The sequence below is a fragment of the Trinickia sp. genome, assembly GCF_051961175.1.
In the GTDB taxonomy this organism is placed as follows: Bacteria; Pseudomonadota; Gammaproteobacteria; order Burkholderiales; family Burkholderiaceae; genus Trinickia.
Window position 1 is genome coordinate 1 of sequence record NZ_JBQCDN010000385.1, and the last position, 6,579, is coordinate 6,579.

General features: G+C 61.4%; 6 protein-coding genes. 2 read left to right on the forward strand and 4 right to left on the reverse strand.

Annotated elements, in window-relative coordinates:
- The first annotated feature begins 247 nt into the window (after window positions 1-247).
- Window positions 248-688: a hypothetical protein gene (locus ACTHL0_RS21915; protein ID WP_440569002.1), complete on the forward strand. Its 441-nt coding sequence runs from the start codon at window positions 248-250 to the stop codon at window positions 686-688.
- 122 nt (window positions 689-810) lie between these two features.
- Here ACTHL0_RS21915 and ACTHL0_RS21920 read toward each other — a convergent pair whose 3' ends face one another.
- Window positions 811-3,102 (reverse strand): heavy metal translocating P-type ATPase, encoded by a 2,292-nt coding sequence (locus ACTHL0_RS21920; RefSeq protein ID WP_440569003.1) that lies wholly within the window; start codon window positions 3,100-3,102, stop codon window positions 811-813.
- A 392-nt stretch (window positions 3,103-3,494) separates the two neighbouring features.
- On the opposite strand from ACTHL0_RS21920, the gene chrA reads away from it, so the two are divergent.
- A complete protein-coding gene (gene chrA, locus ACTHL0_RS21925; RefSeq protein ID WP_440569004.1) occupies window positions 3,495-4,727 on the forward strand; it encodes a chromate efflux transporter in 1,233 nt (410 codons plus the stop codon).
- Between the two features lie 17 nt (window positions 4,728-4,744).
- Here the strand turns inward: chrA and ACTHL0_RS21930 are convergent, their stop codons facing one another.
- The 3 genes from ACTHL0_RS21930 to ACTHL0_RS21940 all read right to left on the reverse strand — a co-directional run.
- Window positions 4,745-4,969, reverse strand: a complete 225-nt coding sequence (locus ACTHL0_RS21930) for a hypothetical protein (protein ID WP_440569005.1) — start codon at window positions 4,967-4,969, stop codon at window positions 4,745-4,747.
- 53 nt (window positions 4,970-5,022) lie between these two features.
- Window positions 5,023-6,060: a zinc-dependent alcohol dehydrogenase family protein gene (locus ACTHL0_RS21935; RefSeq protein ID WP_440569006.1), complete on the reverse strand. Its 1,038-nt coding sequence runs from the start codon at window positions 6,058-6,060 to the stop codon at window positions 5,023-5,025.
- Window positions 6,061-6,405: 345 nt separating this feature from the next.
- Window positions 6,406-6,579, reverse strand: a 174-nt coding sequence (locus tag ACTHL0_RS21940; protein WP_440569007.1) for an Hsp20/alpha crystallin family protein, incomplete at its 5' end; no start/stop codon positions are given.

Sequence of the window (6,579 nt, forward strand, 5' to 3'; positions counted from 1 at the left end):
TTAACCAAGTCTTAAGCTTGCAGTGCAATGCTGGTACCAGCGACTGTGTATGTCCAGGCAGCTCAGGCGCGTGTTGCCGCGCACACAGGAGTGACAGAGGCCGCAGCGGACATCGGCGGAACGACAAGCAGCGGGGGGGTCCGGCCATCAAATCCGCGCTCATGATTGGGCCGCGATGTACGGTCATCATTGATGTCGCCCTGCCGCGCCGATTTCGCAGATCGTCGAAGCAATGGAGGATGAACTCATGTCACAGAGCTTGCGTCAACTGCTCGCATACGCTGCAATCTCACTCGCTTCGTCGCTTGCGGTAGCGAGTGAGCCAGCCAAGGTCGCCGTCAAGCTCTCTGACGACGGCAACGGACACATGTCGTTATCATTAAGCCCGTCGAAGATCCCTCCAGGCCCCGTCGAATTCACGATCGAGAACGCATCGCGCACTATGCAGCACGAGTTCCTGTTCGCGCCGTGGGCGGGGTCCGATGGCGCTCTCCCCTATGATAAGCACGCTCAGCAGGTTGATGAAAACAAGGTGAAAGGATTGCAGGGCGTCGAGGATCTTCGTCCGCTCGAGACCGTGACAGCGAGGTTCACGCTGAAGGAAGGTCGATATGTCGTCCTTTGCAACGAGCCCGGCCATTATCGCGACTACATGCGTGCCAGCCTCATCGTCGGGGCACGCAAGTAGGTCCGCACACGCCGCCGTTGATCACGCTACGCTTGCCCGTGGAAAATAGTGCAGGCGGATGGCGAGCGTAATCAACGGCGGCGCGATGATGTCCACGGCAGAAGGTCGGCGATCGTGCATATTTACGCGATCGCTCCGACCGCGTGGAACAACTCCTCTTCCTGTGCGCAATGCAGGCGCACGATTGCTTCCAGCCCGTACAGCAACCGCTGTAGCTCCCGCAACTGAACGGCGTCGGGCCCGTCGGACGTCATGGTCGCGGTCATTTTCTTGAGCAACCGAGCTATCCTGAAAATTTCCCGGTGTGCGCCGCTCATCGCCGCGAGCGGGTCCTCGCCTCCAAGGAGCGGTGCGAGACGCGGGTAGACGTCGACGTCATCGGATCGCTCATGCGGGAGCAGATGCCGATCCAGGGAATCGTTCACGTCGGACAGCGCACTTGCCACAGTGGAACCCGACAGATGCGGTAGACCATCTGCGAGGTCCCTGATTTGCTTCAACACCGGCGCGAGTGCCGCGTGTTCGGCCTTCAGTTGCTCGACGTCGATGAGCCCCAGCTCGCCCGCCGCCGACATCGAGCGGGATCGCGAAACGCGTAGCGCGTTGATGATGACGATCACGTCGATCACCTCCTGAAGCATCGCGCCGACGATTGGCGGAAGGAAGCCGAACGCTGCGACACCCATCGCCGCGATGGAGAGCGCCATACCCGCCGTCACGCTCTGGACCGCGATCCGACGCGAGCGCCGGGCGATACTCAAGGCATCCACCAGGCGATCCAGCCGGTCCACCAGCAGAACGACATCCGCGGCCTCGGACGAGGCGGCCGCACCGCGGGCCCCCATCGCAACGCCGACATCAGCCGCTGCAAGCGCGGGGGCATCGTTCACGCCATCGCCGACCATGATCACGACGCCTTGGTGTCGCGCAGCCTGGATGGCAGCGAGTTTGTCTGCCGGCGTCTGCTCCGCCCGTACTTCTGTCACGCCCAGGAGTGTGCCGACGGTCTCCGCGACATCTCGCCTGTCGCCGGTAAGCATCACCAGCTTCGCGATTCCTTCACGCTTGAGCAGGCGCAGCGCCCTTGGCGTCTCCAGCCGCACCTGATCGGCCATCTGAATTGCGCCGATCATGACGCCGTCCACGCCGACGAATACAGCCGCCCCGCCTTCGAAGCCCACATTGCGCAGGAAGACTTCGCTCCACGGAGCGACCGTCGTGTGTGCAGCGACATAAGCGAAGCCGCCCATCGTGACTGTCCTGCCCTCGACCTGCCCCGTCAGGCCCGCGCCGGAGGTTTCCGTTACCGCCGACGGCGGGCCAAGGCAGATGTCGCGTTCGCGCGCGGCGATCGTCAATGCTTCGGAAATGACGTGGCCGGACGCTTGCGCCAATGACGCCGCGAAACGCAGTACCGCGTCCGCGGTCACCTCAGGCCCGCACTCGATCGAGACGAGACGTGCGCGCCCGCCGGTGAGTGTCCCCGTCTTGTCGAAGAACAGGATGGAGGCCACCGCGAGCCGCTCCAGCGCGCCACCGCCTTTCACCAGAATTCCACGCTTTGCGCAGAGCGACATGCCGGACACAATTGCCACTGGCACGGCAAGAATCAGGGGGCACGGCGTCGCGACGACGAGCACGGCGAGCGCCCGCGCAACATGACCGGTAACGAGCCAGCTGCCGCCAGCAACGAGCAGAGAGACGAGCACGAAGAACAGCGCGTACCGGTCGGCGAGCCGAGTTGCCGGGCTGCGCTCCCGCTGAGCCGCCTGGACCATGCGAACAATGCCGGCGAACGTGCTGCCTGTGGCACTTGAGGATGCAATCATTTCGAATGGCGCACCAGCGTTGACGATGCCGCTGCAAACGGATTCACCCGCTAATCGCCGTTGGATCGCCGACTCGCCGGTCAACATGGATTCGTCCAACTCCGCGATACCGATCAGGGATCCGTCTACGGGTACGAACTCACCACTACGTACGAGCAGCCGGTCACCGCGTTCAACGAAGTTGAGGGCAACCGAGTGCCATTCGCCGTTTTCCAATCGGGTAGCCTGACGCGGCGCGCGGCTCAACAACACGGTCATCTCACGCCTCGCACGGTGCTGCGCATACTGTTCGAGCGCACGGCCGCTCGCCACCATCAATGCGATGACGGCTGCGGCGAGCGTTTCACCGAGGACCAGCGCGAGACCGATTGCGAGCCATGCGAGGACGTCGACGCCCGCTTCACGCTTGAGTATCGATTTCGCGATCGACACCGTCAGTGCGAGGACAATCGGCAACGCACCCGAAAGCCACACGACATGGGCAAGCGGACTCACGCCGAGCACACTGCACACGGCCCCTGCCGTCAGCGTGACCGCCGAGACGATCAACAGTCCGAAGTCAATGGAGCGGAAAAATTGCGGCATGTCGTCTATGCGAGTGAAGGCGTGCCCCCACTCTATCCTCCGGGAAAGCTTTACGTCGCACACTCCTCGAACGCCGCTAGCGCGTGCGCCGCGTACACAGATCATCACTAGCGCGTTGGCGCCGGCAAGCCATCGAGATAGCGTCGTGCGCTCGTGCGTTGAATTGTTCCTCAAGTGCGCTCAAGGGCAAGCCATACAGCTATTTGATGCTATTGCCCAGCGGGCTCCGAGATTTGACCTGCAGCAAGAGGACTCCGCTATTGCTCGTCCACGGGCCCGCGGCAGTCGCGGCATAACTCAACGCAACTGTGCCAGCCGTCAGGTAAGCTATTCTTTGACGGGGATCATTCAGGCACGTTCTCTCCCCAACGTGCATCCAAATCTAGAGCACAATGAACGCAAGTACATCGACGCCGCACCCGAGTCGCACGGCATCTATGTTCGAAGTCTTGTTGGCATTTCTAAAACTTGGCTTGACATCCTTTGGCGGCCCCATCGCCCACATCGGATACTTTCGTCGCGAATTCGTCGAGCGGCGACGCTGGCTGGATGATGAAACGTTCACCGATCTCGTTGGTCTTTGCCAGTTTCTCCCCGGTCCGGCGAGCAGCCAAGTCGGATTTTCGATTGGTCTGCTTCGCGCGGGTTGGCGCGGTGGGCTCGCCGCCTGGTGTGGGTTCACGCTGCCCTCCGTCGCGCTGCTCATTGCTTTTGACATCGTCGCGCCAGAACTCGGCGGCCCCGTAGGAAGCGGCCTGATTCACGGACTGAAACTCGTCGCCGTTGCAGTGGTCGCTCAAGCCGTATGGGACATGGCGCGTCGTTTGTGCCCCGACCATCGTAGGGCCGGTATCGCCCTCGCCTCGATCGCAATGCTCTCCGTGTCGACGACAGTCTATGCACAGTTGATCGTCATCGTGCTGGGTGCCGTACTCGGCATCGGGTTGTGCCGGTCAACCGCATCGGCAAGCATGGCCGGTATGCGACAGCATACGAACGAGTTTCGCGTCTCACGTACCGCCGGCATGATTGCACTCGTTCTGTTCGGCGGGCTGCTTTTTGGGCTTCCGGGCCTCGCAGCGCTCGACTCTACCCATGCCATCCGCGTGTTCGATGCCTTTTACCGCTCGGGCGCGCTCGTGTTCGGTGGCGGTCACGTGGTGCTGCCGTTGCTGCAAAATGAAACCGTCGCCACTGGTTGGGTGTCGCCATCCGATTTTCTTGCTGGCTATGGAGCCGCGCAGGCGGTGCCTGGTCCGCTTTTCACGTTCGCAGCCTTCCTGGGATGGATCATGAACAGCACTCCCAATCACGGCTGGGGTGCGCTGCTTGCCGTAGCAGGTATCTTTCTGCCCGGACTGCTTCTCGTACTAGCTGCTTTGCCATACTGGCAGGCACTTCGCGCACATCCTTCAATGGCAGCAGCCCTATCGGGTGTGAATGCCGCCGTCGTCGGGCTGTTGGCCACTGCCCTATATTCGCCGGTATGGACGAGCGCCGTTCGATCCGAAACCGATTTCGCCGTCGCCACGGTTGGCTTCCTTTTACTCGCTCGCTGGAAGATTCCACCGCTGGCCGTTGTCATCCTTTCTGTGATGGCAGGCATTGCCGAAGTCGGGCGCTGATGGCTTGTCGTGGCGAGTCATACGCGGGCAATGAGCATAGCCATCGCTTGGGCGACTCGTCTGCCACGCATGTCTGGCAGCCGCACAACCGCGCATTGCGACCGAATGCAATCGAGCAAGCCCTGCAAGTCGACGAATTGCACGATCTTCTTGCGCAGGCGAGGAACGATACACGCCGCGCCGACGAGGACGAACGACCCCGGCAACATCAGAAAGCCGATGCAGATGAGTCTTTTGAACATGACGATCCTCTTGCCGAAGCGTCCTTGGATAGCCAGGCATCAAAGGACGCAGATCAAGCCTCGATTAGCACTTTCAGTGCGCGCGTATCGGCAGCGCGGCCGAATGTATCGTAGGCAGCACCGATTTCGCTAAGCTTGAACCGATGCGTAATGAGCTGCTTCGGATCGAGCTTGCCCGAACGCACGGTCTTCAGTAGCATCGGCGTGCTGACTGTGTCGACCAGGCGCGTCGTAATGGTGATGTTGCGATCCCACAGCTTGTCGAGGTTCAGGTCAGCCTTCACACCATGGACGCCGACATTGGCAATCGTCCCGCCCGGCGCGACCAGCGCTTCGCACAGTTCGAAAGTCGCGGGCAAGCCAACTGCCTCGATTGCGCAGTCCACGCCGACACCCTCGGTCAGCTTCATCACGGCTGCCGTCGGATCGGCTGTACCGATGTCGATGCAATCGGTCGCGCCGAAGCGCCTGGCCACTTCAAGACGATTCGTATCGCGGTCGATCATGACGATTCTCGCCGGCGAGTAGAACTGCGCAGTCAAGAGCGCGGCAAGCCCGATCGGACCGGCACCGACAATGGCCACCGTGCTGCCGGGCTCGACCTTGCCGTTGAGCACGCCGCATTCGAACCCCGTTGGCAGGATGTCGGAGAGCATCACGAGCGCATCTTCGTCCGCGCCCGGCGCAATGGGATAGCAACTGGTTTCCGCGTGCGGAATGCGCACATACTGCGCCTGCGTGCCGTCGATCCGGTTACCCAGAATCCAGCCGCCCGTCGTGCAGTGGGAATACATGCCACGCCGGCAGTACTCGCACTTGCCGCACGATGAGATGCAGGACATCAGCACGTGATCGCCAGGCTTGAACGACGAGACGGCTGAACCGGCCTCGTGAATGACGCCAACGCCCTCATGGCCGAGAATGCGGCCCGGCTCGCAACTTGGCACGTCCCCCTTGAGGATGTGCAGATCGGTGCCGCAGATGGTCGTGCGCGTGACGCGCACGATCGCGTCGGTGGGATTGACAATAACGGGCATCGGTCGCTCTTCGAGCGAGCATTTTCCGGGGCCGCGATATACGAGCGCTTTCATCTCAGGAATACCTCCAGGACACTGAACGTTACGTTTGCAACGAAACCAACTCTAGGCCTGACACAACGTGCCGAATTGACGCGCGTCAAGCGCTATCACGAGCCACTGTTGCTGATAGGAAGCGCGCGCAAGCGCAGTCAATCACGGCCCGCTTTGGCTCTGGTTTCGCATTCACGCACTACATCGGAGCGCAAATGACAATCGCTCTCGTCCTTTTGATCGCGACCGAAAATATATCTATGCAGTGCTGGGTGCGTCATGATCTGTCGAATTCGCCGGACGCGAGTAAACAAAAAGGCGTGGCCACTAAAACACGGCCGCGCCCGACACCGCGTCGTTGAACAATCAGCAGATCTCCAGACGCTTTTGCGGCGCGTCCTGTTTCTTCTGCAGTGTCAACGACAGCACGCCGTCCTGATACTGAGCGGACGACGCGCCCTCGTCGATGTCGCTCGCCAGCGAGAAGGAGCGACTGATCACGCCGGAATAGCGCTCACGGCGGATTACACGCTCGCCTTC